Origin of the sequence: Vibrio sp. R-1 (assembly GCF_035615595.1) — a bacterium.
Lineage (GTDB): Bacteria > Pseudomonadota > Gammaproteobacteria > Enterobacterales > Vibrionaceae > Vibrio > Vibrio cholerae.
Genome location: NZ_WPDC01000005.1, coordinates 63,953 through 87,722, shown reverse-complemented (window position 1 = coordinate 87,722; position 23,770 = coordinate 63,953). Strand labels below are relative to the sequence as shown.

The following is a 23,770-nucleotide window of genomic DNA, read 5'->3' as shown; positions in this document are numbered from 1 at the left end:
GATTTTTGTATAGTATTGAGAGACTTTTTTTAGTCGCCCAATTTAGTCCTGGTCAGTTTATGACATTAATTTTGCTCCGCAAATTAAAACCTCATCATTTGTGATCCTAATCACCCGTGGTTCTAAGAACGAAATGATTTTGCTAGCCAGATCATAAAACTTATTTTATGATGTAAAAAAACAACTTTTGGACGCTAATATTACAGCGTTTGTTGGTCAGACAGTCACCGTGTTACACTCGTTAACATAGTGCATTTCTCTTAATGCCCTTAGGTTAAACACCGCGAAGAGTGGATTGACCAATGACTTATTTTTAGCCGCAGTTGCTGTGGCCTTTTGCACAAAAGATAATTCGCGACCTGATTGAAGTGAAGCAGCTTGCGCTTTGGCTGTAACCTCGGTGAGTCGCTAAAATGAATCTAAAAATATCGACAAGAGGATTAGCTGATTATGTATGCGCTAACGAACTGCAAAATCTACACAGGCAATGATGTGCTTGTGAAACATGCGGTAATCATCAACGGTGACAAAATTGAAGCCGTTTGCCCTATCGAATCTCTTCCATCTGAGATGAATGTGGTCGACCTAAACGGTGCAAACCTCAGCCCTGGTTTTATCGATTTACAGCTGAATGGCTGTGGTGGCGTGATGTTCAATGATGAAATCACAGCGGAAACCATCGATATCATGCACAAAGCTAACCTTAAATCGGGCTGTACCAGCTTCCTTCCAACACTGATCACCTCTTCCGATGAAAACATGCGCCAAGCAATTGCCGCCGCTCGCGAATATCAGGCGAAATACCCAAATCAATCGCTTGGTCTTCATTTAGAAGGGCCTTATCTGAATGTCATGAAAAAAGGGATCCACAGCGTTGACTTCATCCGCCCCTCTGACGATACGATGATTGATACGATTTGTGCCAATAGTGATGTGATCGCCAAAGTCACTCTCGCGCCAGAAAATAATAAGCCTGAACATATTGAGAAGCTGGTTAAAGCGGGAATTGTTGTTTCGATTGGACACACAAACGCGACCTATAGCGAAGCACGTAAAAGCTTTGAATCCGGCATTACCTTTGCGACCCACCTCTTTAATGCAATGACCCCGATGGTAGGTCGTGAACCAGGAGTGGTCGGGGCGATTTATGATACACCTGAGGTGTATGCGGGTATCATCGCCGATGGCTTCCATGTTGATTACGCAAACATCCGAATTGCCCACAAAATTAAGGGTGAAAAGCTCGTATTAGTGACCGATGCCACAGCTCCTGCAGGCGCTGAAATGGATTACTTTATTTTTGTCGGTAAGAAAGTATATTACCGAGATGGCAAATGTGTTGATGAAAATGGCACGCTTGGCGGTTCAGCCCTAACAATGATTGAAGCAGTTCAAAATACGGTTGAGCATGTCGGTATCGCTTTAGATGAAGCTCTGCGAATGGCTACTCTGTATCCAGCGAAAGCAATCGGTGTTGATGAGAAACTCGGTCGTATCAAGAAAGGTATGATCGCCAACCTGACTGTTTTTGATCGTGACTTCAACGTAAAAGCGACGGTAGTTAACGGACAATACGAGCAGAATTGATAATGAATGGCGGACAGATTGGTAACGTAGATTTAGTTAAACAGCTAAACAGTGCGGCGGTTTACCGCTTGATTGACCAACAAGGCCCAATCAGTCGGATTCAAGTCGCTGATGTAAGCCAACTGGCTCCGGCCAGTGTTACCAAGATTACCCGCCAATTGCTTGAACGTGGATTAATCAAAGAAGTCGCGCAACAAGCTTCTACAGGTGGTCGGCGAGCCATTTCGCTGACCACAGAAGTCAAGCCGTTCCACTCTATTGCCGTGCGTATCGGACGTGACTATATTCAACTCAGCCTCTATGACCTAGGTGGAAACTCACTGGTTGATGAGCATCATGAATTTCACTACAACACGCAAGACGTGTTGATGTCGAGCCTGATTAAACAGATCAAACAATTTATTCAACAACACACCGCATTAATTGATCAGTTGATTGCGATTGGTGTGGCCTTACCCGGTTTGGTCAATCCAGAAACAGGTGTTGTTGAGTACATGCCTAATGTCGCGATCAATGAATTACCTCTCGGCGCAACCATTCGTGATGAGTTCCATGTTGAATGTTTTGTGGGTAACGACGTTCGTGGTATTGCCTTAGCGGAGCACTATTTCGGAGCCAGCCAAGATTGCCAAGACTCCATACTAGTCAGTGTACACCGTGGCACAGGCGCAGGGATTATCGTTAACGGTCAAGTCTTCTTAGGCTATAACCGCAACGTCGGTGAAATTGGCCACATCCAAATCGACCCTCTTGGTGAGCAATGTCAATGTGGCAACTTTGGTTGTCTAGAAACCGTTGCGACCAACCCTGCTATCACTTCTCGTGTGAAAAAACTGATCGCTCAGGGGTATGAATCTTCGCTCTCTACTCTCGATACGATTACGATTGATGATGTCTGTGAGCACGCAAATGCTGGGGATGAACTGGCGAAACAAGCGTTGGTTCGTGTAGGTAATCAGTTGGGTAAAGCGATTGCGATTACCGTAAACCTATTCAACCCACAAAAGATCGTGATTGCTGGGCAAATCACCGCCGCCAAAGAGATCGTATTCCCCGCGATTCAACGCAACGTAGAAAATCAGTCACTGAAAACGTTCCACCAACATCTGCCGATTGTGTCTTCACAAGTCTACAAACAACCCACTATGGGCGCTTTTGCTATGATCAAACGTGCGATGTTAAATGGGGTTCTGTTACAAAAATTGCTTGAAGACTGAGCTTTTTAGTTAAGCTTACGCAACCGATTGACCTATAATGACGGTGGTATTTTTATACCACCGTTTTTTTATTATTAAATTAAGAACATAGCTCATGGATTTGATACTTCTTTCTGCCGCATTTTTAGCAGGTTTTATCGCTTTAAAATGCCATTTACCGCCACTGGTTGGTTTTTTGATTGCAGGTTTTGCGCTCAATGCCTACGGATTTACCAGTAATGACACCCTTTCTCTGCTCGCCGACTTAGGGGTAACTCTACTTCTTTTTACTATTGGTTTGAAACTGGAAGTCAAAACTTTACTCGCCAAAGAGATTTGGGCAGGGTCAACCATTCATAACTTGCTCTCTACCGCACTGTTTACGCTTCTCTTACTCATTTTTAAGCAGTTAGGGCTCGATAGTCTGGCGGATCTTTCTTTTGATAAACTCATTTTGATCGGATTTGCCCTATCCTTCTCTAGTACCGTATTTGCCGTCAAATCGCTGCAAGAAAAAGGGGAAATGAATGCGACCTATGGCACCTTAGCCATTGGTATTCTGGTTATGCAAGATATCTTTGCTGTGGTGTTCTTAACCGCATCGACCGGCAAACTCCCAGAATGGTATGCGATAGGCTTATTTGTACTCCCTTTACTCCGTCCGCTCTTTTATGAGTTATTGGATTGGGTCGGCCACGGCGAGATGTTGGTTCTGTTTGGGATTTTCTTTGCATTGGTTGTGGGAGCCGGATCCTTCCAGCTCGTCGGAATGAAACCCGACCTTGGAGCACTGATCTTAGGGATGATGCTCGCCAGCCACCACAAAGCCTCTGAATTATCGAAAGCACTATTTAATCTCAAAGAGCTGTTTTTAGTCTGCTTCTTCCTAAACATCGGGCTTTCTGCTCACCCGACTACCACAGGAATTATGCTCGCTCTACTGCTCCTGTTACTGCTACCAATAAAAGGCGTGCTGTATTTTTGGGTAATCCACCAGTTCCATTTCCGTGTCCGCACGTCACTACTGGCCTCGCTATCCCTATTCAACTTTAGTGAGTTTGGCCTGATCGTGGGTGGACTTGCTTTCAAAATGGGCTGGATAAACAGTGACATTCTGGTGGCTCTCGCCGTTTCCGTCCCCTTATCGTTTATCTTAGCCGCTCCGATTGAACGTAAAGGACATGCCATTTATCAACGTTCGGCCAAATGGCTGAAAGAGCAAGCGGCTGAATCCTTACACACCAGGGATCGCCTAATTGATCCTGGAGAAGCGCAAGTTCTTATCTTAGGTATGGGACGTATCGGCCGCGGCGCCTATGAAGAGCTCACTTCACGTCACGGGGAAATCTGCCTTGGGGTAGAAATTCGTGAAGAGGCGGCCAATAGCCATCGTGAAGAAGGCCGTAATGTGATTTCTGGCGATGCAACCGACCCAGATTTTTGGGAACGCATTTTCGATACCGGCAAAGTCAAGCTGGTGCTGCTGGCTATGCCTCACCATCAAGCTAACCAAATTGCCCTTGAGCAACTGCAAAAGCGCCACTATCAAGGCCAAATCGCAGCCATTGCAGAATACCCGGATCAGATAGAAAGCTTGCTTGAGCATGGTGCTCACGCTGCATTCAACATTTACAGTGAAGCGGGTACTGGTTTTGCTCGCCATGTATGCGAACAGCTCAAACCAAACTTCACTCACCGCTAAAAGATAGGGCGAATATCGCCCTATCTTTTCTTTTTTCACCACTTTTTAAAGCTCATTTAAACAACACGAAGATTAAATAGAAAATTTCCAATCAAAATCTTTTTATTTAAAATAAAACTCAACATGGGGTTGAAGTTTTTAATCAGAATGGCAAATTAAGTCCAACAGATTAAAAAACATTTAAAAGGAATTCATATGTGCTCTATCTTTGGCATCTTAGACATTAAAACTGATGCAGCAACGCTAAGACCTATCGCCCTCGAAATGTCGAAAAAACTGCGCCATCGCGGTCCAGACTGGTCAGGTATCTACGCTTCTGATAAAGCGATTTTGGCCCATGAGCGTCTGGCCATCGTGGGTTTAAATAGTGGCGCACAGCCTCTTTATAGCCCAGATCGTAAGCTCATCCTTGCCGTGAATGGTGAAATCTATAACCACAAAGAAATTCGTGAACGTTACAAGGGTCAATATGAATTCCAAACCGATTCTGATTGTGAAGTTATCTTGGCACTATACCGCGATAAAGGAGCTGATCTCCTAGAAGAGCTCAATGGTATTTTTGCTTTTGTTCTCTACGATGAAGAGAAAGATGAATACCTGATTGGACGCGACCATATCGGCATCATTCCTCTTTATCAGGGTCATGATGAACACGGTAACTTCTATGTAGCGTCAGAGATGAAAGCACTGGTTCCTGTGTGTAAAACATTGAGTGAGTTTCCTCCTGGCAGCTACTTGAGTTCAAAAGATCAAGCGGTGACACGCTACTATGTGCGTGATTGGAATAGTTTTGATGAAGTCAAAGATAACGTCAGCAGCAAAGAGGAGTTAACTCAAGCCTTAGAAGCTGCCGTGAAACGCCAACTGATGACCGATGTTCCTTATGGCGTACTGCTATCTGGTGGCCTGGATTCATCGATTACCTCTGCGATTGCGAAGCGTTTTGCCGCAATGCGTATTGAAGATGATGAGAAAAGTGCGGCATGGTGGCCACAACTTCACTCTTTTGCGATCGGCTTAGAGGGGGCTCCAGATCTTAAAGCCGCACGTGAGGTTGCAGAGAAAATTGGTACCGTACACCACGAAATGACTTACACCATTCAAGAGGGACTTGATGCGATTCGTGATGTGATTTACCACATCGAAACTTATGATGTCACTACGATTCGTGCTTCTACTCCCATGTTCTTGATGGGGCGTAAAATCAAAGCCATGGGCATCAAAATGGTGCTTTCCGGTGAGGGAGCAGACGAAATTTTCGGTGGCTATCTCTACTTCCATAAAGCGCCAAACGCTAAAGAGTTTCACGAGGAAACCGTACGCAAACTGCTGGCGTTGAACTTATTTGACTGTGCGCGTGCCAACAAATCGCTGGCAGCATGGGGGGTAGAAGGTCGTGTGCCTTTCCTAGATAAAGAATTTATTGATGTTGCGATGCGCCTCAACCCAGCCGATAAAATGTGTGGTAATGGCAAAATGGAAAAACACATCCTGCGTGAGTGCTTTGAGCACTATCTGCCCGAGTCGATTGCATGGCGTCAAAAGGAGCAGTTTTCTGATGGCGTAGGTTATGGCTGGATCGATACGCTAAAAGCTACCGCAGAAGCGAAGATCAGTGATCAACAAATGGAAACTGCGAAATTCCGTTTCCCATACAATACTCCAACCACCAAAGAAGGTTATGTGTACCGGGAAATTTTTGAGGAACTATTCCCACTTGAATCTGCGGCACGCTGCGTACCGGGAGGCCCTTCCGTCGCTTGCTCTTCAGCCAAAGCGATTGAGTGGGATGAGTCATTCAAAAACTGTATTGACCCATCAGGCCGCGCGGTGAAAGCCGTCCACAAACAAGCCTACTAAGACTTGAAGTTCTAGCCAGCAGCGCTGCTGCTTCAAGTAGGGCGAGTATAGTGATTAAAAAAGCCAGAGTGATGACTCATTCTGGCTTTTTAATTCTTTCATCACCCGATGATTCATCAACAGAAAAATCAAGACGGTAAAGATAAGATTAGGTGACTTCCCAATCGGTATTTTCAATACTCATTGGTACTTGCTGACTGATCATCTTCACCAGCATGATCGAGCGAGTATCACCATCCGGCTCTAAATAAATCGCTTCAATGCCCGCAAACTGACCTCTTGCGACTCGCACGGTTTGCCCTTTTTCTGGCAATTGTTTGGTGGCATGCTTCAATTGCTCACAATCAAGCTGTTTCAATTGATAAATCAAATCGCCTTGCAGTTCACGTGGATGAGGCCCCAAGCGGACAAAATCTACGACACCACGCGTAGAACGTACGGTCGTAAATGAAGGTCCATTTTCGAAATCGAAACGCACAAACATATAAGAAGGGAATAACGGCTCCTGAACCATTTGCCGCTTACCACGTAGAATTTTTTCAACGCACACTTCGGGGTAGAAGCATTCAACACTTTGATTTTCTAAGTGCATCTTCGCGCGCTGCTGCTCGCCTCGTTTGCAGTAAAGTAGATACCAACGTTTCATTTATATTCTGTTATGCCAACCTTTTTCGGCATGCTACCACACCCATAGAGCAAATATGAAATGCACTCTTGTAAAAAGAGTTGAGTCCCCCGCACCTGATTTAAATGCATAAATTAGCTTAATCTGTGCATTTTCCAAGCAAACATCCAGTAAGAAATCGCCTACCAAAACAATAAAAACCACAAATTAATCATATCGATAGATTCAACAAACCCATCAAATGGAGCATTCACACCCAAGTTTGGTGGCAAGTCCTTTTTGTGAAAAATTAGTTTACGCAACAAAAATCACGATTCATTTCTCGGAAGTTTTATTGATTTTCATTGAGTTACATTTATTTACAACTGAATCCTGAGAAAACCTGTATTGCTCATCATTTATTTTGAATGTATAGGTATCAGCCGAATAAAAAACTCTCATGGATGAGTTGAATAAATATAATGTTTGACGGTTGGAGCTTCACAACAGACTTCAACCATTGCACTGCACAATGATACAGGAATGCTTATGTCCAACCTTAATATCTTTAAACAACCGAATGCCTTCTATTTGATCTTCTCTATCGAATTTTGGGAACGATTTGGCTTCTACGGTATGCAAGCCATTCTGACGGTTTACATGGTCAAAATTATGGGCATGGATGAGTCCGCTTCTTTCGTACTCTTCGGTGCCTTTTCAGCGTTAGTGTACGGCTTTGTCGCGATTGGCGGTTGGATAGGCGATAAAGTCATTGGAACAAAACGTGCTATTACTCTCGGCGCGATTGTCATGATGGTCGGTTATGTTCTGCTTGGACTCTCCACCGCAGATCATCCGCTTGTTGGGCCAACGTTAATCTACATCGCTATGGGCTTTATTACGGTTGGTAACGGCTTGTTCAAAGCAAACCCTTCGAGTCTACTTGCAAAAATTTACCCAGAGAATGATCCTCGCTTAGATGGTGCTTTCACCATGTACTACATGGCGATCAATTTAGGCTCTTTCTTCTCAATGATCATTACTCCACTCGTAGCAATCAAGATGGGCTATGGAATGGCATTTGGGGTGAGTGCAGTCGGCCTTGCCATCACTGTGGTGAACTTCCTATTTTGCTTACGCATGTTAAAAGGCACAGGCTCTCCAGCCGACCTTATGCCGGTGAACAAAATGTATCTAGTTCTTGTCGCCGTGGGTTCTATCATTGCCAGCCTAGTGTGTAGCTACTTACTACAAAACCTCACCCTAGCACACGGTATTTTGGTTGTTGCGGGGCTGTTTATTCTGGGATGTTATTTTAAAGAAGCGTTCTCTATGTCTGGGATTGAACGCGCCAAAATGCTGGTTGCCTTCATCTTGATGCTGCAAGGCGTAGTGTTTTTCGTACTCTATTTCCAAATGCCAACTTCACTGAATTTCTTTGCTATCAATAACGTTGAGCACCATATCTTTGGTTTTGATGTCGCGCCAGAGCAGTTTCAAGCACTCAATCCGTTTTGGATTATGATTGCTAGCCCTATTTTGGCGGCGACTTACGGCAAACTGGGCGATAAATTGGCGATGCCTTTCAAGTTCGCTTTCGGGATGGCTTTATGTGCGCTCTCTTTCTTAGTATTAAGCTGGGGAACCTTGTTTGCTAACGAACAAGGCATCATTAGCTCAAACTGGCTTATCGCAAGTTATGCTTTCCAATCCATCGGTGAACTCCTAGTCTCTGGCCTTGGTTTAGCCATGGTCGCGCAATTGGTACCACAACGTATGATGGGTTTTGCAATGGGTATGTGGTTCCTCACTTCGGCGTCTGCCGCAGTCATTGCAGGTTGGGTCGCTAGCCTGACTTCAACGCCGGCTGATGTGTCTGGCGCCACCGAGTCACTGCATATTTATGGTGAGGTATTTGCGCAAATTGGTTATGTGACAGCCGGAATTGCCATCGTCACCTTCATGATTGCACCTAAGCTGACTCGCATCTGCCGGGGTGAATCAGAGCCGTTAGAGCTGGTGACGCAATAAAGATTGAATCATAAATACGCCGTGAAACTGAAAACAGCGCCGAATGAGGCGCTGTTTTTGTATGGCTGCTTTATGCATGACTCGCTCACATTGAAGCTTAACAATGGGCTTTAACCAGCGCGGCCATCAGCTCAATATGGCTCTGACTGTCATTCAAACAGGGGACATAGTGGAACGCTTCGCCACCACTGTGCAAAAAGATTTCTTGGTTCTGCTCAGCAATTTCTTCCAGCGTTTCTAAGCAGTCCACTGAAAAGGCAGGGCAAATAACATCAAGCTTTTTAATGCCTTGGCGAGGAAGCGCTTCCATCGTCTTGTCCGTGTATGGCTGCAGCCACTCTTCCTTACCAAACTGAGATTGGTAAGTCATCATGACTTTATCTTGAGGCAATCCTAATGCTTGAGCCAGTAACTCTGTGGTTTTTTGGCAATGCTCTGGGTAGATATCGCCATTTTGCGCATAACGTTTAGGAATACCGTGGTAAGAGCAGAGTAACAGATCACCTTGTCCATTTTGTTGCCATGAAGCACGAACGCTTTTCGCGAGGGCTTGGATATAGAGTGGATGGTCATGATAATCACGAATAAAGTGCAATTCAGGGACTACAGGTAACTGACGCAACGCTTTGGCGAGGCCATCAAACACCGCCGCCGTTGTCGTCGCGGAATATTGCGGATAAAGCGGCAGCACCACTATCTGTTCAGCACCTTGTTGCTGCAACTTGCGTACACCCTCCAATAAACTCGGCTCTCCGTAGGTCATCCCTAGCTCAACAGGCCGTTGGCTAAGCTCTGCTAATTTATCGCGTTGACGTCGAGAGTAGACCATCAAAGGCGATCCCTCATCCATCCAGATTGATTGATAAAGCTTAGCCACCTTAGGCGATCGCGTTGGCAAGATAATGCCATGTAAAAGTGGGCACCATAGCCAACGACTCATGTCTACCACTCGCTGATCATGCAGAAATTGGCTCAAAAACGCTTTTACCGCTTGAGAGGTTGGCGCTTGCGGAGTACCTAAGTTGGCAAGCAAAATGCCAAGTTTTTTATGATTATTCATGGCTTCCTTCAAAATGCACTGTTGTATACGTTATTACGTCTCTTTCTGGTAAAAAGTTTATAAAAAAAGCGGCTTTACTGCCGCTTTATTTCACCTATCAATGCAATCAGCACATCACAATAATGATTAAGCCAACGCTTTAGCAATGTCAGCACTCACTTCGCTCACTTGCTTAGTGCCGTCAAACTTCAGGTATTGAGTTTTACCTGCAGCTGCTTCTTTACCGTAGTATTCAATAAGTGGCGCAGTTTGGGTGTGGTAAACATTCAGACGCGCACGTACGGTTTCTTCTTTGTCATCTTCACGGATCACAAGGTCTTCACCCGTTACGTCATCTTTACCTTCAACTTTAGGTGGATTGTACACTACGTGGTATGTACGGCCTGAAGGTAGATGAGCACGACGACCCGCCATACGCTCAACAATCACATCATCCGCTACGTCAAATTCAATCACATAGTCAACATTGATACCCATCTCTTTTAGGCCATCGGCTTGTGGAATCGTGCGTGGGAAACCATCTAGCAGGAAACCTTTCTCACAGTCAGCCTGAGCAATGCGCTCTTTGATAAGGCCTAAAATGATGTCATCCGATACCAATTGTCCTGCATCGATTACCGCTTTCGCTTGCTTACCGAGCTCAGTGCCCGCCTTAATGGCTGCACGCAGCATGTCACCAGTAGAAATTTGTGGAATACCAAATTTTTCCATGATGAATTGAGCTTGTGTGCCTTTACCTGCACCCGGAGCACCGAGAAGAATGATGCGCATGTTTTATCCTCATACTAATTGATTTTTATACCGAAGCTCACAGCGCTTGCAAAAACTCACGGTAAGTTTCGGTATAACAGACAGAACAGCCCGCACAGCGAGCTGGCGTGCAAAAATACACGCGTTAATGACCACATTCAAGTGCCTCATTCTATCACAGAAATCGTTTGGCATACCGCTCTAAGACTAAAGAATGTGATGGGTAAAATTGAGATAGACCTCATGATACTGACGCAAAACAGCCATTCACCTGTTTAGTCACTAATCCGTCCTTCGATAACTTAAAGGCAGAAAAAAGCCCGCCGAAGCGGGCTTGAGATACGATAAGGAATTAGTGGCTAGGTGCAAGCAGTTGGTTCACCGCACTTAAGAATTGTGATGGATCTTCCATCGAGCCACGTTCGGCAAGCATAGCTTGACCCAGTAGCACTTCCGCCCAACGGCCAAAAGTTTGCTCATCCGCTTCATCAGCCATGCGTTTTACCAAAGCATGTTCAGGGTTAACTTCAAGGATGTACTTCACTTCAGGCACAGGCTGGCCAGCTGCAGCCAATAGTTTTGCCATTTGGGTACCCATTTCATAATCATCGGTCACCACGACTGCTGGTGTGTTAGCCAGTTTGAATGTGGTACGAACCTCTTTCACTCGGCTACCTAAATAGCCTTTGAGGCGTTCAACCACAGACTTAAATTGCTCTTCCGTCTCTTTATGTTTCTCTTTTTCGGCTTCATCTTCGAACTGGCTGAGATCCAAGCCTGCTTTGGTGATGGACTGGAACGCTTTACCCTCAAACTCTGGCAAATAATTCATCAACCATTCGTCAATGCGATCAAACATCAGAATGACTTCAATCCCTTTTGACTTAAACTGCTCCAAGTGTGGGCTGTTTTTCGCAGCGGTATAGCTGTCTGCCGTCAGATAGTAGATCTTGTCTTGACCTTCTTTCATGCGCTCGACATAAGAAGCAAGGCTGATGGTTTGCTCTGCCGAATCGACATGAGTAGAGGCAAAACGCAGCAAGCTAGCGATTTTCTCGCGGTTCGCAAAATCTTCTGCCGGACCTTCTTTCATCACCAAGCCAAACTCTTTCCAGAATTTCTGGTAATTGTCAGCATCATTGCTCGCCATGCGCTCAAGCATGGTCAATACGCGCTTAGTACAAGCTTGGCGCAGTGACTGAGTGATCTTATTATCTTGCAGAATTTCACGCGATACGTTGAGCGGCAGATCGTTTGAGTCAATCAAACCACGTACGAATCTGAGGTAAGAAGGCATGAATTGCGCCGCATCATCCATAATAAAGACGCGTTGCACATACAGTTTTAAACCATGCTTATGTTCACGATTAAACAGATCCCAAGGCGCTTTAGCAGGAATGTAAAGTAAGCTGGTGTAGTCATTTTTACCTTCGACTTTGTTATGACTCCACACGAGTGGATCAGCAAAATCGTGTGATACATGCTTGTAGAACTCTTTATATTCCTCATCGGTAACTTCCGATTTAGCACGCGTCCACAGAGCTTGAGCCTTGTTGATCTGCTCCCATTTGGTTTCTTCTGTCGCTTTCCCTTCTTCATCCATCACTGAGGTTTGGATATAGACAGGAATACCGATGTGATCAGAGTATTTGGAAATCACATCGCGCAAACGCCATTCGGACAAAAACTCTTTACCTTCTTCACGCAGATGCAAAATGATGTCGGTACCACGAGACTCTTTATTGATAGTTTCAACCGTGTACTCGCCCTCACCTTTTGAGTACCACTGTACGGCATCTGCTGGTGCACTACCTGCAGCGCGAGTCCGCACCGTCACCGCATCCGCCACGATGAAAGCCGAGTAAAAACCCACCCCAAACTGACCAATAAGCTGCGAGTTTTTAGACTGCTCTTGAGAAAGTTTTGAGAAGAATTCAGCCGTACCCGATTTAGCAATCGTACCTAAGTTTTCGATCACTTCATCACGGGTCATACCGATCCCGTTATCCGAAATGGTCAACGTATTTTTGTCTTTATCAAAAGAGAGTTTTACGCCTAATTCAGCGTCGCCCTGATAGAGATCAGGATGAGAAAGCGCTTGAAAACGCAACTTATCAACGGCATCGGAGGCGTTAGAAATCAACTCACGCAGGAAAATTTCTTTGTTGGAGTACAAAGAATGAATCATCAGGTGCAGCAGTTGTTTAACTTCCGATTGAAAACCACGCGTTTCTTTATTAGTGGTTGCAGTCTCGCTCATAATCGCTCCGTTTACTTCTGTTTCAAACAATTGATCCATTGAGACTCAATGGAATTACCTTGATGTGCAAGTGAGATATGGACAAAAAATGTAAATTCAAGGTCAAAACTCATAAAAACACTGTTTTTTGATCGAGATTGGATTATTCTAAGTCTGCATTTTTATCAAAGAAGATAAAAAAACCAGTAAAGTCTGAGTGTTGGGACAGGGAGATGCTGGGACATTAGATGTTCGGATTAGGACACAACTCAAAAGAGATATCGATGAGTCATATTGGTACTAAATTCATTCTTGCTGAAAAATTTACCTTTGATCCCCTAAGCAATACTCTGATTGACAAAGAAGATAGTGAAGAGATCATTCGATTAGGCAGCAACGAAAGCCGAATTCTTTGGCTGCTGGCCCAACGTCCAAACGAGGTGATTTCTCGCAATGATTTGCATGACTTTGTTTGGCGAGAGCAAGGTTTTGAAGTCGATGATTCCAGCTTAACCCAAGCCATTTCGACTCTGCGCAAAATGCTCAAAGATTCGACAAAGTCCCCACAATACGTCAAAACGGTTCCGAAACGCGGTTACCAATTGATCGCCCGAGTGGAAACGGTTGAAGAAGAGATGGCTCGCGAAAGCGAAGCTGCTCATGACATCTCTCAGCCAGAATCTGTCAATGAATACGCAGAATCAAGCAGTGTGCCTTCATCAGCTACTGTAGTGAACACACCGCAGCCAGCCAATCTTGTGACGAATAAATCGGCTCCAAACTTGGAGAATCGACTGCTTATTCTGATAGCGGTCTTACTTCCCCTCGCAGTATTACTGCTCACTAACCCGAGCCAATCCAGCTTTAAACCCCTAACGGTTGCCGATGGCGTAGCCGTCAATATGCCGAATAACCACCCTGATCTTTCAAACTGGCTACCGTCAATCGAATTGTGCGTTAAAAAATACAATGAAAAGCATACTGGTGGGCTCAAGCCGATAGAAGTCATTGCCACAGGTGGACAAAATAACCAGTTAACGCTGAATTACATTCACAGCCCTGAAGTTTCAGGGGAAAACATAACCTTACGCATCGTTGCTAACCCTAACGATGCCATCAAAGTGTGTGAGTAGGATCTTGCTATGCAAAATAGACACATCGCCATGGGTATTCTTCTGCTCTCTCTACTGCTCAGTAGCTGGTTATATTGGGGGAGTGACTTCAAGCTTGAGCAAGTGTTAACCTCTCGAGAATGGCAGTCCAAAATGGTCTCTCTGATTAAGACCAACAGCAACCGCCCGGCTATGGGGCCACTCAGTCGGGTAGACGTCACTTCCAATGTGAAATATCTGCCTAATGGCACTTATTTACGGGTTTCAATCGTAAAGCTATTTTCCGATGACAATAGTGCAGAAAGCGTCATTAATATCTCCGAATTTGGTGAATGGGATATCAGCGATAATTACCTTTTGGTTACGCCAGTCGAGTTTAAAGATATTTCGTCAAACCAAAGCAAAGACTTTACTGACGAGCAATTGCAGCTGATTACTCAACTGTTCAAGATGGATGCACAACAAAGTCGTCGAGTCGACATTGTTAACGAAAGAACCATTCTCTTTACCAGCTTAAGTCATGGTTCTACCGTACTGTTCAGTAATTCTTAACCTGACTGAGCGTAGAATAGGACATAACAAGGACGTCACCATGAACAAAGCCCAAATCGAGATTTATTACTGCCGCCAATGCAATTGGATGCTGCGGTCTGCCTGGCTGAGTCAGGAGCTACTGCATACCTTCAGCGAAGAGATTGAGTATGTCGCCCTGCACCCCGATACGGGCGGACGCTTCGAGATTTTTTGTAATGGCGTGCAGATTTGGGAACGTAAACAGGAAGGGGGATTTCCAGAAGCCAAAGTGCTGAAGCAAAGAGTGCGTGATTTAATTGATCCTGAGCGCGATCTTGGGCATGTTGATCGCTCCTCTTCTACGCAAAGTTAAGCGATCCCCAAACGACTCGGAATAAAATACTGCCAACATCGCTGCAGCTTCAAGTCGCAAGGGGATGTCGAACTTTAGATTTATTGAAGGAGGCAACTGGCCAGTGTTTCGCCAGCAACCGATATCACCTTCATTGTATCGCCTTCCAGCACGCCATAGCTCGCGGCATAATCACCTCGGGGAAACGTCATAGAACCTGGGTTAACTAGGTATATTGAGCCAACTTGTTCAGCCATAGGAATGTGCGTGTGACCATGCACCAAAACATCCCCATCGCTAAGCGGCGGCAGCTTATCTTTATGGTAAAGATGCCCATGCGTTAAAAATAAGCGTCGCCCTGAACTTAACAGTACCCATGCTGAGTCACTCATCATAGGAAAACTCAACAGCATCTGATCGACTTCACTATCACAGTTCCCACGCACAGCAATGATCTGCTGAGCAAACTGATTCAATTTTTCAGCGACGGCTACGGGGTTGTACCCTTGCGGGATAGGATTACGTGGCCCGTGATTTAATACATCGCCCAATAAAATCAGAGATTGCGCCCCCGATGCTTGATAAAACGCAAGTGCTTGTTCGGTCGCAGGTAAAGAACCATGCAGATCTGAGACAAAAAATAGTTTCATGGTTAACCTCTTAAAAAACACTGGGTAATTGTAAGGCTTTCTTTTCTACCGTGCACCGTTGTTTTGTCACCCTACTCACCCTAAACAAACTCTATCTTAGGATGAATAAACCTAGCCAACAGCGCTACGATCTTAAATAAGGAACCGATACCGCTTCAAATTGAGCAGGATAAACGGGTAAATGCCCGCATAACCCATGAGCCAGATTTGACAAAGCCCCCTTTCACTCTTCACTATTTCAATACTGCGTTATACCAAACGACTTGGAGTTGCAGGTAGGCGGTAAGTGAGAAATCGCCATGAGCATAGATAAACTATGTGATTGGGTGAGCAAACGTAGCCAGTACCGCGGCAGCTTTAAGTAAGAAAGGTATAGTTCGTATCACCGAACCCGCTTCACACAAGGAGTCACCATGAGAATTTTAATTACTGGAGGAACCGGATTTGTCGGTTTTGAGCTGATAAAGTTGCTCAGTAGTCATGAGCTGCTGGTTCTCACGCGTGACCTAACCAAAGCCGCTCAGCGCTTTGCGCACATTCCAAGTCAGAATCTGCAATTACTGCGCTCGTTAGACGAGCTCTCTGATTTCAACGGGATAGATGCCATCATCAATCTTGCCGGAGAACCGATTGCCGATAACCGCTGGAGCAAAAGTCAAAAGCAGCGTATTACCCGTAGTCGCCTAGACATCACTGAACAATTAGTCGAGAAAATTCACGCTAGCGCTCACCCACCCGCCGTATTTTTAAGTGGATCTGCCGTGGGTTTTTATGGCGACCAACAACAGCATGCCTTTGATGAAAGCCTTCAGGTAAGAAGTGACCATTTTTCTCACCAAGTTTGCCAGCAGTGGGAACAGCGCGCCCTCAAAGCACAATCTGAACAGACGCGGGTCTGTTTATTACGTACAGGAATCGTGCTAGCACCTGAAGGTGGGGCACTAAAAAAAATGCTTCCCCCTTATCGACTCGGGTTAGGAGGGCCGATCGGAGATGGGCAACAATACATGCCTTGGATCCATATGCAGGATATGGTGCGCGCCATCCTTTTTCTGCTTGAAACCGAACACGCTCAAGGTCCTTATAACCTTTGCGCCCCACATCCTGTGACCAATGCCGAATTCAGCCTCACATTAGCCACCACATTGAAGCGTCCGCACCTTTTTAAAACGCCGCAATGGCTCATAAAAATGTTATTGGGTGAAGCCTCTGAATTGCTGCTCGATAGCATTAGAGCCAAGCCGAAAAAACTGACCGACCTTGGCTTTCAGTTCCACTATTCACGCATTGATCGAGCCTTTAATCAGCTCCTTACGGCATCACAATAAGCCATAACGGATACTAGCAAACGCATACATAATAGGATTGCGATGACCAAATCGATTTTCATTACTGGCTGCTCAAGCGGCATTGGCTACATGGCGGCGAAACAATTGCAGTTACAGGGTTATCAGGTGATAGCATCGTGTCGTGATACACAAGATGTTGCGCGCCTATCCCAAGAGGGTTTGACCTGCATTCAACTGGATCTCACCTGTGAAGCCAGCATCAACCAAGCGGTAGAGCAAGCGCTAGAACTTTCCAACCATCAGCTTTATGCACTGTTTAATAACGGAGCCTATGGCCAACCGGGCGCTTTGGAAGATTTACCCGTACAAGCCATGCGCGAACAGTTCGAAGCCAATTTTTTTGGTTGGCATCATCTGACGACTCGCTTGCTGCCTCACTTTCGTCGTCAAGGTTATGGGCGCATTATTCAAAACAGCTCTGTACTCGGCTTTGCCGCCATGAAATACCGCGGTGCTTACAACGCCTCCAAGTTTGCCATCGAGGGCTGGACGGATACCTTAAGACTGGAATTGCAAGGGTCGGGTATTCATATCAGTTTGATTGAACCTGGTCCGATTGAAACTCAATTTCGCGCCAATGCCTTACGTGCCTTTAAGCGCTGGGTAAACATCGAACAAAGTGTTCACCACCTCGCCTACCAACAACAAATGCAACGTTTGAGCAAAACGCACTCCAACAACCATTTCGTTTTACCACCAGAGGCTTGTCTGGCACCACTTTGTCATGCTCTGGAAGCACGCAAGCCGAAGATCCGTTATCGCATTACGACGCCAACCAAAGTGTTTGCGCTATTAAAGCGACTTTTACCCACGCGCTGGCTAGACAAATTATTATTTAAAGCCGCATAAATTATTTAATTGTCATTATTCGGTAACAATTGCGCGGCAAACTTCATAATACTCACTGGATTAAGTCCTAGACATTGAGTAAAAACATCAATCTTTATCAAGCGTTGCATGTGGTTCGACAAAAAATGACATTAAACCAATGGAATTGGATCGGTGTCGGTGTTGCGCTGACCTTATTTATACTGCTTTAAACACCTTTGCTTGCTCGCTCGTAAGAGCCACAAAATCACCACCTTCGGGTGGTGATTTTGTTTTAATCCTGCATATATCAACCTCTTGCATCACTGTTCGACGACTCAGTTCAAACAAGAGAACCGATCCCATCACGCGAGCACTTTATCTAGGAAGGAACTTACCTAGGCTTGAGTTTTGAAGTCTGCATCCCCATAGTTTATTCAGCGATGTGCCATCCAAACCAAGGATTTGCTATGCAAGCAGCGAAGATTATTGACGTTTCTCAACATAACTTTCACCAAGTGCTCCAACACTCCACCCACTCACCAGTACTTTTTTATTTTTGGGCTCCAATAAGTCATGAGAGTGCCGAGCTGTTACCCGCGATTGAACAACTCACCGAACGTTATCAAGGAGCCTTTGTTCTTGCACGCTTAAATTGCCAAGAAGAACAAGGAATTGCTGCGCAGTTTGGGATCCAAGCGATTCCGACCATTGCGCTGTTTATTGAAGGCAAACCCGTCGATGGATTAGGCGGCCCCCAGCCAATTGAAGCGGTTGAGGAAATGCTTAAGCGTCATTTGCCAAGCGATGAAGAGCGCCTCATGTACCAAGGATTCGAGCTTGCAGAGCAAGAGCAATTTAGTGAAGCATTATCTCTGCTCAGCACATTGAGTGATGAGTGGCGTAATAAAGGTGAGGTCAAACTCACTCTAGCTCGCTGTTATCTAGAAACCGGCGCAGTAGAAGCGGCGCAAACCGAGCTGGCCAACATGCCACTTGAATACCAACAGGGTGAATACAAAACGCTGATCGCGAGACTCGAATTACATCAACAAGCCGCGAATAGCCCAGAAATTATCGCTCTTGAGCAAGAGTGGAATAGTGACCCGCAGAATCCCAATATTGCTATAGAGCTTGCCAAACAATATCACCATGTCAAACGCGACGAGGAAGCCCTCTCCTTACTCTGGTCTTGGCTCAGTAAAAATCTAAACACCTTAGATGGTGAAATGAAAAAAACCTTTATGGATATCCTAACCGCCCTAGGTCAAGGTCATCCATTAGCGAATCAGTATCGTAAAAAACTCTATTCACTTCTTTACTAACCCAAGTCCAGCCGATTCACGACGTGCAGCATACAGCCAACACGGCGGCTGCTTGAAATAGGAAAAGACATATGGCGCTCTAATATGAGCGCCATATTTATATCCTCAAACGACTTGAAGTTGCAGGTAGGCGGCAAATAAGTGAATCCCCACCAGCACTGGTACACGAAGTAATTGGGTTGAGCGAATACTGCCAACACCACTGCAGCTTCAAGCAGGAAGTATAATCATCAGCTATAAAATTGATTGTTAACCCTTCTCTAGGATAGTAAATAGCATTAGTTGCTGTTAACTTAGTCACAAGTCACTGATTGGGAACGTTTTCGGCTATTTTTTTAGGCAAGAGGCGCTCATTCTTAGCTGACTAAATATTCGCTCATCGCTTTAACGGCAAGTAGCAAGCTATTACTTTAAAAAACAAGGATACGTCATGGCTATTGATTCATTGATCACTATCGCAGTTCTCGTACTGGCTGTGGTTATTTTCATCTCCTCTGCAGTAAAAACCGTGCCTCAAGGTAATAACTGGACGGTCGAAAGATTTGGGCGCTACACACAAACACTCAAGCCCGGACTCAACCTAATCATCCCTTTTATTGACCGTGTTGGTCATAAAATCAATATGATGGAACAAGTTTTAGATATCCCAGCCCAGGAAGTCATTTCCAAAGACAACGCGAATGTTGTGATTGATGCGGTCTGTTTTGTACAAGTCATTGATGCAGCGAAAGCCGCTTATGAGGTTAGCCAACTGCAACATGCTATCCGTAACCTCACCCTCACCAATATGCGTACCGTATTAGGTTCAATGGAGCTGGATGAGATGCTCAGTCAACGTGACATGATCAATACCAAGCTGCTGTCAATTGTTGACCATGCCACCAGCCCGTGGGGTGTAAAAGTGACACGTATTGAAATCAAAGATGTACAGCCACCTGCTGATTTGACCGCTGCAATGAATGCTCAGATGAAAGCTGAACGTAACAAACGGGCTGAAGTCCTTGAAGCTGAAGGGGTGCGCCAAGCGCAAATCTTACGTGCGGAAGGTCAAAAACAATCCGAAATATTGAAAGCTGAAGGAGAAAAGCAAGCCGCTATTTTACAAGCTGAAGCGCGCGAGCGTGCTGCCGAAGCGGAAGCCAAAGCAACCACTATGGTTTCAGAAGCCATCGCTAAAGGTGATATGCAAGCGGTCAATTACTTTATTGCTCAAGGCTATACCGAAGCGCTGAAAGCCATTGGTCAAGCAGAGAATGGTAAGATCATTATGCTGCCACTTGAAGCAACAGGCCTAATGGGTTCTGTCGCAGGAATTGCAGAAATGTTTAAATCATCACAAACCACTAAGTAGGTGCCCCGTGGTAGAGCTACTCTCACAATTGAATTTCTGGCATTGGTTGGCCTTGGGCCTACTTCTATTAGCCGCTGAGCTACTCGGCACTGCAGGTTATTTTTTGTGGCTTGGCCTATCAGCACTATTAGTTGGGGTATTGCTGGCCGTAATGCCTCTTGGTTGGCAACTGCAGTGGCTGGCTTTTGCGAGTTTTTCACTGGTCACGACTTGGCTTTGGTGGCGACGTCAATTTAGCCGAGATAAAAAGCAAGATACAGAACGCGACCTTAATCAAAAGGAAAAACAGTTACTCGGACGTATTATTCCGATAACTCAAGATACCCCTGCAGGAGAGTTCCAAGTAACACTGGGTGATACGGCTTGGACAGCGCGCTGCGATCAGCAGCTTGCCGCAGGGAGCCGTGTTTCTGTCGTTGCTGTGGATGGGATTATCTTAGTCGTCCAACCTATCTAAAAGTCTATCATTCTGTAGGCAACTTCAAGTCGGAACTAAGATCCTACGGGGTCTTAGTTTTATTGTTTGAACAACAATGTCCCTTCAACTGCTCTATGATTGGGCAATCGCTGCCTTGATCTCCGGGACAAGATGCGATCCACTCTTCTAGCTGCTGCTTAATCATGGTGAGCTCGGACAATTTACTCGAGACTTCTTGCCACTTTTCTTGCGCTCGTGCACGCACCGCCGCGCTCGTTCGGTTTGGATCATTGGCAAGAGTGAGCATGGCTTTACACTCATCTAAACTAAAACCGACTCGCCGACAGCGAGCAATCAGCAGTAAATCATCCACATGCTGCTGAGTGTAAGTGCGATAACCACTTTCAGATCGCAATGGAGGGGTGATGAGGCCTTTCTCTTCGTATAGACGAATCGACTTGGCAGTCAGCGAGGTGAGTTTGGCAATCTGGCTAATATTCATGACACATAAAAAGTAACAGAGGCATGGAAAGACCATGCCTCTATCCAGCGAGAAATGCAATTATTCTTGGCTAATCAACCAAGAGAGAATCGATGCTTTTTCGGCTTTATCGGCTTTTTTGTACCAATCAGCCATCATTTCGACCAACTTATTTTGTGTAACCATAGGCTGGGCTACCTCTGCACGGTTAGCAAAAGCCCAGTTAGCAAATTCTTGGCGCTCTGCTGAACTGGCTTCACCAAATAAATATTGGATCATTTCGTTAGGTTTGGATGCGGTTGGTTGAGCTTGAACAGCAACAATAGGAGCAACAGGTGCCACATTTGTCCCTTGTAAGGCAAATTTCGCTTCATTAATAACCGCTAAAAAATACGCTTTAGGAACCGTGAATTCTACTTGGTTTTTGTCTGTTGACGAGACCAGCGTAAACACAACTGAATCCGAGTTCAGTTGCTGAATATATTCTTGAGATAATGGAAACTTAAACCATTGCGTGGTCGTGCAATGTTCGGTACAGGTCTCAGCTAATGGACGATATGTTTCTACTTTTAACTTCTGTGATGCATAAGCAACCGTGTCAAATTGGTCATAATTTTTAAAGTAAGTGACGTTCATATCAACGTATGAATTTTCAATATTAACACCTTCAGCTTTAGGGAAATTACCGACATAGCTTAACTCTGATTTTACAATATCAGGTCCTACAATTGCTTTTGCGTTAGGAGTAATATCTTTCGCGACAACTTGAACATAGTTGTGCCTTTCTTTGACATTCTTCGCCACATCATTGAACACACTCGAACTGTCTAAATTACTGCATCCAACGGCCATGGTGATGGTTGAGAATAATATGGTCGTTTTAAATAAATTCATCATTTATGTCCTTGTTTATGGAGTAAAAACACCGGCACAAGGCCGGCGTTTTTATTAAAGAAAGGCAGGGTTCGTATAATTAGAAGCCGTATTCCAGACCTACACGAACAAAACCTTTTTTATCTTCAGCATTGTATGCATCATGTTGACCAATACGAATGTATGGTACAAAACCATTTTTCACGTACATCAGCTGTGCAGACAATACTTCATCGTCATCTTGTTGCTCAACACCATTTACTTCCGAATCTAGGTTAGCCGCATAGCCTACTTTGAAACCCCATGGGCCATTCCAGTATTGACCGATTAAAGAGTATTGGCCTTGCTCACCTTCTTGACCAGCGATAGTTTTAGATTCGCCTTCGCTGTACTTGTATGCGCCCGCTAATCCAAAACCAGCAGGAAGAGGCAACTCAAAACCTACGATGTAAGCTTTAGAATCAAAGTTTGAACCATCATATTTTGAGTTTGACTCATAGCCACCGTGCAGCGTAACAATGTCAGCTACGTTGTAATGCACACCGAAACCTACGTGATCTGAATCTTTAACATCTGTTTTACCGCGACCAGCTGAAACGTTAAAGGTTAGGCCACCGAATGCTGGAGAGTCATAACGGGCAATGTCACCTTTACGATCGTAGTGTGCTTTAACGTCGCCGCCCCAGTCAAATACACGACCCAGACCTGGGTTAGAATATGGCCAGTCAACAATTTCGTATAGAGGTGTTAGCATACGACCGAAACGTACTTTACCCCAATCGCCTTGCAGACCAATAAAAGTATCACGTGCACCAAGCGTGCTGCCTTTACCATCTTCACCAACGTAACCTGATTCGATCTGCATGAATACGTTTACGTTATCAAACATATCTTTGCTAGCACGGAAACCGATACGAGATTCGTTTTCGTAGTCATAACCGTTGCTATCTTCTTGGTAGAAAGCAGAGATTGCTGCAACACCGTACGCTTGTACGTTGAAATCAGACAGAACACCGATTGCACCAGTTTCAGATGCGGCAAACGCACCAGTTGACGCCATCGCTACTGCTGCACCCAGAAGAGTACGTTTAAACATTTTGTCCATGGATAACTCCTAAAAATGGATATAGCTGTTTTTTGAGTTTCTCCCTTAAGTTGGCCGCCGAAGGGAGAAGTCATTTCCTTTTCGAGTATCGAAACCGATTCTCTTAGTTGTTGGCACACTGACCGTGTATCCATATCCGTAGACTAACTCTCGGTTAGAAAACATCAATCAGAACTTAATTTTTATCTAAAAAAATATGAGCCACGGCAAACTTCTGGGGAGTAAGTGATCGAGATCCAATTATTACTAGCACAAAGCCAGATTAAACTTAACTAACTGATAAATATAAATTTTTATTATTGGTTAATGTCTTTTATTTGAAATGCGTCGAATAAAAACAAAATGAGGGATGACTTTTAAAAACAATAAAAGCCCTGAACTTGATATAAATTGGCGAGTTGTTTC

General features: G+C 44.9%; 21 protein-coding genes. 13 read left to right on the top strand and 8 right to left on the bottom strand.

The features are described from left to right. Nucleotides 1-450 precede the first annotated feature (450 nt). The 4 genes from nagA to asnB all read left to right on the top strand — a co-directional run bounded on the left by nagA (nucleotide 451) and on the right by asnB (nucleotide 6,345). On the top strand, nucleotides 451-1,587 hold the full coding sequence (gene nagA, locus GOU96_RS02135) for an N-acetylglucosamine-6-phosphate deacetylase (protein WP_000271131.1): 1,137 nt from the start codon (nucleotides 451-453) through the stop codon (nucleotides 1,585-1,587). Nucleotides 1,588-1,589: 2 nt separating this feature from the next. Next, nucleotides 1,590-2,804, top strand: coding sequence for a DNA-binding transcriptional regulator NagC (gene nagC / locus GOU96_RS02130; protein WP_001013118.1), 1,215 nt, complete (start codon nucleotides 1,590-1,592; stop codon nucleotides 2,802-2,804). A gap of 94 nt (nucleotides 2,805-2,898) precedes the next feature. After that, nucleotides 2,899-4,485 (top strand): cation:proton antiporter, encoded by a 1,587-nt coding sequence (locus GOU96_RS02125; protein WP_001913730.1) that lies wholly within the window; start codon nucleotides 2,899-2,901, stop codon nucleotides 4,483-4,485. Nucleotides 4,486-4,680: 195 nt separating this feature from the next. Then, nucleotides 4,681-6,345, top strand: a complete 1,665-nt coding sequence (gene asnB, locus GOU96_RS02120; RefSeq protein ID WP_000337015.1) for an asparagine synthase B — start codon at nucleotides 4,681-4,683, stop codon at nucleotides 6,343-6,345. Nucleotides 6,346-6,493: 148 nt separating this feature from the next. Here asnB and rfaH read toward each other — a convergent pair whose 3' ends face one another. Continuing rightward, nucleotides 6,494-6,991: a transcription/translation regulatory transformer protein RfaH gene (rfaH, locus tag GOU96_RS02115; RefSeq protein ID WP_000833004.1), complete on the bottom strand. Its 498-nt coding sequence runs from the start codon at nucleotides 6,989-6,991 to the stop codon at nucleotides 6,494-6,496. 507 nt (nucleotides 6,992-7,498) lie between these two features. Here rfaH and dtpA point away from each other — a divergent pair. Further along, nucleotides 7,499-8,980: a dipeptide/tripeptide permease DtpA gene (gene dtpA / locus GOU96_RS02110; protein WP_267780971.1), complete on the top strand. Its 1,482-nt coding sequence runs from the start codon at nucleotides 7,499-7,501 to the stop codon at nucleotides 8,978-8,980. Between the two features lie 97 nt (nucleotides 8,981-9,077). On the opposite strand, the gene hemH is transcribed toward dtpA, so the two are convergent. The 3 genes from hemH to htpG form a co-directional block, all read right to left on the bottom strand. Continuing rightward, nucleotides 9,078-10,040 carry a ferrochelatase gene (gene hemH, locus GOU96_RS02105; protein WP_175242084.1) on the bottom strand — a complete coding sequence of 321 codons (963 nt, stop codon included), beginning with the start codon at nucleotides 10,038-10,040 and terminating at the stop codon, nucleotides 9,078-9,080. Nucleotides 10,041-10,166: 126 nt separating this feature from the next. Then, nucleotides 10,167-10,811, bottom strand: coding sequence for an adenylate kinase (gene adk, locus GOU96_RS02100; protein ID WP_001220222.1), 645 nt, complete (start codon nucleotides 10,809-10,811; stop codon nucleotides 10,167-10,169). A gap of 331 nt (nucleotides 10,812-11,142) precedes the next feature. Then, nucleotides 11,143-13,050 carry a molecular chaperone HtpG gene (htpG, locus tag GOU96_RS02095; protein ID WP_001888074.1) on the bottom strand — a complete coding sequence of 636 codons (1,908 nt, stop codon included), beginning with the start codon at nucleotides 13,048-13,050 and terminating at the stop codon, nucleotides 11,143-11,145. Between the two features lie 263 nt (nucleotides 13,051-13,313). Between htpG and GOU96_RS02090 the strand changes: the two genes are divergently transcribed. Genes GOU96_RS02090 through GOU96_RS02080 form a run of 3 tightly spaced genes read left to right on the top strand, consistent with a single transcriptional unit; the run spans nucleotide 13,314 to nucleotide 15,027 of the window. Then, nucleotides 13,314-14,162: a winged helix-turn-helix domain-containing protein gene (locus tag GOU96_RS02090; RefSeq protein WP_267780972.1), complete on the top strand. Its 849-nt coding sequence runs from the start codon at nucleotides 13,314-13,316 to the stop codon at nucleotides 14,160-14,162. Nucleotides 14,163-14,171: 9 nt separating this feature from the next. Beyond that, nucleotides 14,172-14,693, top strand: coding sequence for a transmembrane regulator ToxS (gene toxS, locus GOU96_RS02085; protein WP_001181145.1), 522 nt, complete (start codon nucleotides 14,172-14,174; stop codon nucleotides 14,691-14,693). 40 nt (nucleotides 14,694-14,733) lie between these two features. Further along, nucleotides 14,734-15,027: a SelT/SelW/SelH family protein gene (locus tag GOU96_RS02080; protein ID WP_001030452.1), complete on the top strand. Its 294-nt coding sequence runs from the start codon at nucleotides 14,734-14,736 to the stop codon at nucleotides 15,025-15,027. Nucleotides 15,028-15,107: 80 nt separating this feature from the next. Here the strand turns inward: GOU96_RS02080 and yfcE are convergent, their stop codons facing one another. After that, on the bottom strand, nucleotides 15,108-15,656 hold the full coding sequence (yfcE, locus tag GOU96_RS02075) for a phosphodiesterase (protein ID WP_146779494.1): 549 nt from the start codon (nucleotides 15,654-15,656) through the stop codon (nucleotides 15,108-15,110). 413 nt (nucleotides 15,657-16,069) lie between these two features. On the opposite strand from yfcE, the gene GOU96_RS02070 reads away from it, so the two are divergent. From GOU96_RS02070 to GOU96_RS02050, 5 genes are all read left to right on the top strand, one after another. Continuing rightward, nucleotides 16,070-16,984 carry a TIGR01777 family oxidoreductase gene (locus GOU96_RS02070; protein WP_113628999.1) on the top strand — a complete coding sequence of 305 codons (915 nt, stop codon included), beginning with the start codon at nucleotides 16,070-16,072 and terminating at the stop codon, nucleotides 16,982-16,984. Between the two features lie 42 nt (nucleotides 16,985-17,026). Further along, nucleotides 17,027-17,854 carry an SDR family oxidoreductase gene (locus tag GOU96_RS02065; RefSeq protein WP_069647871.1) on the top strand — a complete coding sequence of 276 codons (828 nt, stop codon included), beginning with the start codon at nucleotides 17,027-17,029 and terminating at the stop codon, nucleotides 17,852-17,854. A gap of 428 nt (nucleotides 17,855-18,282) precedes the next feature. Then, nucleotides 18,283-19,137 (top strand): co-chaperone YbbN, encoded by an 855-nt coding sequence (locus GOU96_RS02060; protein WP_069647870.1) that lies wholly within the window; start codon nucleotides 18,283-18,285, stop codon nucleotides 19,135-19,137. A gap of 430 nt (nucleotides 19,138-19,567) precedes the next feature. After that, nucleotides 19,568-20,488 (top strand): SPFH domain-containing protein, encoded by a 921-nt coding sequence (locus GOU96_RS02055; RefSeq protein ID WP_000963390.1) that lies wholly within the window; start codon nucleotides 19,568-19,570, stop codon nucleotides 20,486-20,488. Between the two features lie 7 nt (nucleotides 20,489-20,495). Continuing rightward, entirely contained in the window at nucleotides 20,496-20,945 is a 450-nt protein-coding gene (locus tag GOU96_RS02050) for an NfeD family protein (protein ID WP_000229931.1), read from the top strand. Between the two features lie 43 nt (nucleotides 20,946-20,988). Here GOU96_RS02050 and cueR read toward each other — a convergent pair whose 3' ends face one another. The 3 genes from cueR to chiP all read right to left on the bottom strand — a co-directional run bounded on the left by cueR (nucleotide 20,989) and on the right by chiP (nucleotide 23,365). Next, nucleotides 20,989-21,408 carry a Cu(I)-responsive transcriptional regulator gene (gene cueR / locus GOU96_RS02045; protein ID WP_001027399.1) on the bottom strand — a complete coding sequence of 140 codons (420 nt, stop codon included), beginning with the start codon at nucleotides 21,406-21,408 and terminating at the stop codon, nucleotides 20,989-20,991. A 60-nt stretch (nucleotides 21,409-21,468) separates the two neighbouring features. Beyond that, a complete protein-coding gene (locus GOU96_RS02040; protein ID WP_001934901.1) occupies nucleotides 21,469-22,284 on the bottom strand; it encodes a vvgS protein in 816 nt (271 codons plus the stop codon). Between the two features lie 76 nt (nucleotides 22,285-22,360). Next, nucleotides 22,361-23,365, bottom strand: coding sequence for a chitoporin (chiP, locus tag GOU96_RS02035; RefSeq protein WP_000359807.1), 1,005 nt, complete (start codon nucleotides 23,363-23,365; stop codon nucleotides 22,361-22,363). Between the last annotated feature and the right edge of the window lie 405 nt (nucleotides 23,366-23,770).

What these genes read in the sequence shown, in the direction of transcription:
- nagA (WP_000271131.1), top strand. Translation starts at nt 451, where the DNA reads ATGTATGCGCTAACGAACTGCAAAATCTACACAGGCAATGATGTGCTT.
- nagC (WP_001013118.1), top strand. Translation starts at nt 1,590, where the DNA reads ATGAATGGCGGACAGATTGGTAACGTAGATTTAGTTAAACAGCTAAAC.
- GOU96_RS02125 (WP_001913730.1), top strand. Translation starts at nt 2,899, where the DNA reads ATGGATTTGATACTTCTTTCTGCCGCATTTTTAGCAGGTTTTATCGCT.
- asnB (WP_000337015.1), top strand. Translation starts at nt 4,681, where the DNA reads ATGTGCTCTATCTTTGGCATCTTAGACATTAAAACTGATGCAGCAACG.
- rfaH (WP_000833004.1), bottom strand. Translation starts at nt 6,991, where the DNA reads ATGAAACGTTGGTATCTACTTTACTGCAAACGAGGCGAGCAGCAGCGC.
- dtpA (WP_267780971.1), top strand. Translation starts at nt 7,499, where the DNA reads ATGTCCAACCTTAATATCTTTAAACAACCGAATGCCTTCTATTTGATC.
- hemH (WP_175242084.1), bottom strand. Translation starts at nt 10,040, where the DNA reads ATGAATAATCATAAAAAACTTGGCATTTTGCTTGCCAACTTAGGTACT.
- adk (WP_001220222.1), bottom strand. Translation starts at nt 10,811, where the DNA reads ATGCGCATCATTCTTCTCGGTGCTCCGGGTGCAGGTAAAGGCACACAA.
- htpG (WP_001888074.1), bottom strand. Translation starts at nt 13,050, where the DNA reads ATGAGCGAGACTGCAACCACTAATAAAGAAACGCGTGGTTTTCAATCG.
- GOU96_RS02090 (WP_267780972.1), top strand. Translation starts at nt 13,314, where the DNA reads ATGAGTCATATTGGTACTAAATTCATTCTTGCTGAAAAATTTACCTTT.
- toxS (WP_001181145.1), top strand. Translation starts at nt 14,172, where the DNA reads ATGCAAAATAGACACATCGCCATGGGTATTCTTCTGCTCTCTCTACTG.
- GOU96_RS02080 (WP_001030452.1), top strand. Translation starts at nt 14,734, where the DNA reads ATGAACAAAGCCCAAATCGAGATTTATTACTGCCGCCAATGCAATTGG.
- yfcE (WP_146779494.1), bottom strand. Translation starts at nt 15,656, where the DNA reads ATGAAACTATTTTTTGTCTCAGATCTGCATGGTTCTTTACCTGCGACC.
- GOU96_RS02070 (WP_113628999.1), top strand. Translation starts at nt 16,070, where the DNA reads ATGAGAATTTTAATTACTGGAGGAACCGGATTTGTCGGTTTTGAGCTG.
- GOU96_RS02065 (WP_069647871.1), top strand. Translation starts at nt 17,027, where the DNA reads ATGACCAAATCGATTTTCATTACTGGCTGCTCAAGCGGCATTGGCTAC.
- GOU96_RS02060 (WP_069647870.1), top strand. Translation starts at nt 18,283, where the DNA reads ATGCAAGCAGCGAAGATTATTGACGTTTCTCAACATAACTTTCACCAA.
- GOU96_RS02055 (WP_000963390.1), top strand. Translation starts at nt 19,568, where the DNA reads ATGGCTATTGATTCATTGATCACTATCGCAGTTCTCGTACTGGCTGTG.
- cueR (WP_001027399.1), bottom strand. Translation starts at nt 21,408, where the DNA reads ATGAATATTAGCCAGATTGCCAAACTCACCTCGCTGACTGCCAAGTCG.
- GOU96_RS02040 (WP_001934901.1), bottom strand. Translation starts at nt 22,284, where the DNA reads ATGATGAATTTATTTAAAACGACCATATTATTCTCAACCATCACCATG.
- chiP (WP_000359807.1), bottom strand. Translation starts at nt 23,365, where the DNA reads ATGGACAAAATGTTTAAACGTACTCTTCTGGGTGCAGCAGTAGCGATG.